This window comes from Amycolatopsis kentuckyensis, from assembly GCF_002155975.1.
GTDB classification, from domain to species: domain Bacteria; phylum Actinomycetota; class Actinomycetes; order Mycobacteriales; family Pseudonocardiaceae; genus Amycolatopsis; species Amycolatopsis kentuckyensis.
The window spans coordinates 1-3,132 of the sequence record NZ_MUMI01000774.1; the positions used below are offsets into that span (position 1 = coordinate 1).

Annotated in this window: 4 protein-coding genes; 1 reads left to right on the forward strand and 3 read right to left on the reverse strand. The window is 72.0% G+C overall.

What is annotated here, in order from left to right; all coding sequences use genetic code 11:
* Positions 1-56: 56 nt before the first annotated feature.
* The 3 genes from CCN39_RS47580 to CCN39_RS47590 all read right to left on the reverse strand — a co-directional run bounded on the left by CCN39_RS47580 (position 57) and on the right by CCN39_RS47590 (position 2,578).
* Positions 57-872: an SAM-dependent methyltransferase gene (locus tag CCN39_RS47580; protein ID WP_086853740.1), complete on the reverse strand. Its 816-nt coding sequence runs from the start codon at positions 870-872 to the stop codon at positions 57-59.
* An 84-nt stretch (positions 873-956) separates the two neighbouring features.
* The gene (locus CCN39_RS47585) at positions 957-1,535 is read right to left on the reverse strand and encodes an HAD family hydrolase (protein ID WP_086853741.1); all 579 of its coding nucleotides are present in this window, start codon (positions 1,533-1,535) and stop codon (positions 957-959) included.
* A gap of 20 nt (positions 1,536-1,555) precedes the next feature.
* Complete coding sequence (locus CCN39_RS47590) at positions 1,556-2,578, reverse strand: threonine aldolase family protein (RefSeq protein WP_086853743.1); 1,023 nt, start codon at positions 2,576-2,578, stop codon at positions 1,556-1,558.
* Between the two features lie 136 nt (positions 2,579-2,714).
* Between CCN39_RS47590 and CCN39_RS47595 the strand changes: the two genes are divergently transcribed.
* On the forward strand, positions 2,715-3,132 hold a 418-nt coding region (locus tag CCN39_RS47595; RefSeq protein ID WP_086853745.1), incomplete at its 3' end, for a SigE family RNA polymerase sigma factor.

The following is a 3,132-nucleotide window of genomic DNA, read 5'->3' on the forward strand; positions in this document are numbered from 1 at the left end:
GCCGGCTACAAGGCGATCACCGGTGGCAAGAAGGACCCGCGGCGGATCAACCGCTACTAGGGGATCCGCGCCACGCCGCCCAGCGCCGTCCAGTTGACCGGCGTCAGCGGCGCCAGGCGCGGCCCGTCCGGCCACCACAGGTGCGGCGCGGTCAGCCCGGGCTCGAGCAGGTCGAGGCCGTCGAAGAACGACGTGATCTCGGCTCGCGCGCGGTAGAGCGTGTCGAGCCCGATGCGGCCGAAGCGGTCCTGCAGGGACGTCGCGACGGCGGCCGCCTCGGAATCGTCGCCCGGGTTGTGCGAGTGCAGCAGGAGCAGGTACGAACCCGGCGCCAGCGCGCCGACGTAGGACTTGACCACCTGCTGCGCCTGGTGGAGGTCGGCGATGTGGTCGACGACCCCGCACAGCACGAGCCCGGTGGGCCGGTCGAAGTCGATGAACCGCTCGACCCCGGCGAGTGTCTCGCCGGGGTTCAGCGGGTCGGTGCCGCAGATGTGCGTGAAGTCGTTGTCGACGAGCAGGGCCCGGCCGTGCGCCTCCACCACCGGATCGTCCCCGACGTAGACGACGTGCGCTTCCGGGTTGTACTTCTGCGCCACCTGGTGGGTGTTCTCCGCCGTCGGGAAGCCGGACGCGAGGTCGAGGAACTGGTCGACGTCCAGCCGCTCGGTCAGGTAGCGGACGGCCCGCACCAGCCACTGCCGCACTTCCCGCGCCATGGCCGGGGCTTCCGGCGCGATCGCCGTCAGCTGCCGCAGGACGGCGCGGTCGGGCTCGTAGTGGTTCTGCCCGCCCAGCAGCGCGTCGGTGACGCGAGCGATGCTCGGCCGTTCGAAGTCGACGTGGGCCGATGGTCGTTCGCTCGTCGCCATGCGCACCTACCGGGGAGTGTGGGGACGCTCAGCCTAGGACACGGAGATCACGGCGGGTAGGCGGCCGTGCGGTGCGCGTGAGGTTCAATCCAGCCACGCGCGTGCCGCGTCGGCGCCGTTCCAGACGTGGGCCCGGAGCCCGACCGCCCGCGCTCCCTCCACATTGGACTCACGGTCGTCGAAGAACAGGCAGTCGGCCGGTTCGGCGCCGAGCTCGTCGAGCAGGAGGCGGAAGATCTTCGCGTCCGGTTTGACGCACCGGACGTCGCCGGAGAACAACGTCACGCGGAACAGGCGCGCCCAGTCCTGCGCGCGGACCCACTCGCCGAACGCGATCGGCGCGTTCGAAAGCAGGGCCAGGTTCGCGCCCGCCTCGGAGAGCGCTTCGAGCAGCGCCGCCGACGACGGCTCCAGGTGACCCCAGCCCTCGACGTCGATGCGGGTCAGCTCGGCCGCCAGCGCCTCGTCGACGGGCGCGCCCACGGCGTTGCCGACCGCCTGCCAGTACTCGAGCGGCGTGCTCCCCTCGTCGTAGGGAATCCGGTACTCCCAATACGCCTTCAGGAACTCCGGCAGCGGCGCGCCCAGCGCCGCGGCCAGGTCGGGCAGGGCGGCGCTCGGCTTGCTGAGCACGTCGCCGTAGTCGAACACGATCCAGTTCATCCAGGTCCCCCGGTACTCCGTCAGGCGCCGGTCTTGATCCGGCGCAGGGCTTCTTCGACGTCGGTCGCGCTCAGGTCCCGGTGGGTGACGAACCGGACCTTGCCCGCCATCGGCACCGCGCGGATGCCGAGCGAGTCGAGCCAGGCCAGCGCGGTCGGGATGTCGGGGACCTGGGCGAGCACGATGTTGGTGTCGGGCGTGTTGGTCGGCCAGCCGTGTTCGCGCAGGCCGTCGGCGAGCCGTTGCGCGTTCTCGTGCGACTCGGCCAGCTCGGGGATCCGGTCCAGCGCGATCAGGCAGGCGGCGGCCAGGACGCCGCCCTGCCGGACGCCGCCGCCGAGCATCTGCCGCATCCGGCGCGCCCGCTCGACGAAGGCCGCGCTACCCGCGACGACCGAGCCGACCGGCGCGCCGAGACCCTTGCTGAAGCAGGCCGACACGGTGTCGACGCCGACGGTGAGCGCGGCGGGCGGCACTTCGAGCGCGACCGCGGCCTGCCACAGCCGGGCGCCGTCGAGGTGCACGGTCAGGCCCGCTTCCTTCGCGACCGACAGCAGCTGGGCGTGCTCGTCGGGCGGCGTCACCGCCCCACCGGCCGCGTTGTGGGTGTTCTCGAGGCAGAGCAGCGATGTCCGTAATGTGAAGTACGGCCCGGGTTGTCCGATCGCGGCTGCGAGGGCGTCAGGCGATGGACGGCCCGGGCCGCCGTCGTGCTCGAGGATGTCCGGCATGCCGCCGGCCAGCCACGCCGCCGAGCCCAGCTCGTTGGCCAGCACGTGCGCGCCCCGGGTGGCCAGGAACCGGTCGCCGCGCTGCAGGTGGAGGCTCAGCGCGATCAGGTTGGCCATCGTCCCGCTCGGCACCCAGAGGGCCGCCGGCATGCCCAGGACGTGCGCCGCCCGCTCCTCCAGTTCCGCGACCGTGGGGTCGCGCTCGAGGACGTTGTCCCCGACCTCGGCGGAGGCCATCGCCGCCCGCATCGTGTCATCCGGCCGGGTGACGGTGTCGGAGCGGAAGTCCAGTACGGGCGGGCTGAAGGTCACGGACCGATCACATCACACCCACGTCGCGGGGATCAATGAGCCCTTGAGTGGTCGAACCCCGCCGGTCCGTGCAACCGTGGACGCCCCTGATTCCGTCCTCCCGGGCGAACGACAACAGAGCGGAGCACGACTGCGCGTGGACCAGCGCGACGAGCAGGAGTTCGCGGAGTACTTCGCCGCCAGGCGGGACGCCGTGCGCCGGACCGCGTACATGCTCTGCGGCGACTGGCACCGGGCGGACGACCTCGCGCAGACGGCGTTCGTGGCACTGCACCGGAGGTGGAAGAAGATCAGGGATCGCGCGGCGACCGACGCGTACGTCCGCACGACGCTCGTCCGGGCGTCGATCGACGAATCGCGGCGTCCGTGGCGGCGCGAGTGGCAGACCGAGACGCTGCCGGAGCCGTCCGACGACTCGCCCGGCCTCGACGACCTCGTCGCGACCAGGGAGGACCTGCTCGCGGCGCTGAAGGAAGTGCCGCCCAAGCAGCGGGCGGTGCTGGTCATGCGGTTCTTCGAAGGACTCGACGTGACCGGCGCGGCGAAGGCGCTGG